Here is a 915-nt window from a genome sequence, read left to right on the forward strand (position 1 = left end):
TCGCAGAGAAGACGGGCTTGATTCAAAGCATCGGCGAATGGGTACTCAAAGACGCCTGTTTACAAGGGACTGACTGGCTGGCGAGAGGCGTTCAATTTGGCAAAATTGCAGTCAATGTATCAGCACTTCAACTGCAACAGTCGCGCTTCATCAACAAGCTCAAAACCATCCTTCGTGAAACGGGATTCCCGGCGCATCGCTTGGAGCTGGAAATTACCGAAAGCTTTTTGCTTATCGATCCAAAACTGGCCATCGCATCGCTAAATCAGCTGTGTGAACTCGGAATCGAGATTTCGTTGGATGACTTCGGCACAGGCTATTCTTCGCTGTCGTACCTCAAAGGTTTGCCAATCAACAAACTGAAAATCGACCGGTCGTTTGTCAGTGATGTGCCTAACGACAACGACAGCAACGCCATTGTTAACGCCATCATTGCGATGGGCACTACGCTTTCACTCAAAGTCGTGGCGGAAGGCATCGAAACGCCAGAACAAGTGGCTTACTTGGTCGACAAAGGTTGTATCTACGGTCAGGGATATTTATTCAGCCCACCCGTTGCGGCGGAAAAGTTATTTAACTAAGCACAACGTTCAATACACTGGCAACTTTGCGGTTAGATGTTCGTCGAACCGCAAAGCGCCAAACGATCCGCTAAAATGTTGATGCACACCAACAGCGGCACGCCAATCAACAGCCCCATTCCGCCCCACAACCAACCCCAAAAGACCAACCACATAAAGATGACTAACGGGTTGAGGTTAAACCGCCTCCCTAACAAAGTTGGGGTGACAAACTGACTCTCGATTAAATTCAGCAACAGATATATCGACACCACTGTCAGCATAAAACTGACCGAATCTAACTGCAGATACGCAACAAAACCAAAGCTCACCATCGACATCACTGGTCCCAAAT

Annotated in this window: 2 protein-coding genes; one reads left to right on the forward strand and one right to left on the reverse strand. The window is 48.2% G+C overall.

Annotated elements, in window-relative coordinates; genetic code table 11:
• A partial coding sequence (locus R7R24_RS25400) for an EAL domain-containing protein (RefSeq protein ID WP_318119873.1) occupies nucleotides 1-581 on the forward strand: 581 nt, incomplete at its 5' end.
• Nucleotides 582-613: 32 nt separating this feature from the next.
• On the opposite strand, the gene R7R24_RS25405 is transcribed toward R7R24_RS25400, so the two are convergent.
• The coding region (locus tag R7R24_RS25405; protein ID WP_318119875.1) for an AI-2E family transporter at nucleotides 614-915 on the reverse strand (302 nt) is incomplete at its 5' end.

It is taken from the genome of Vibrio sp. 704 (genome assembly GCF_033339295.1).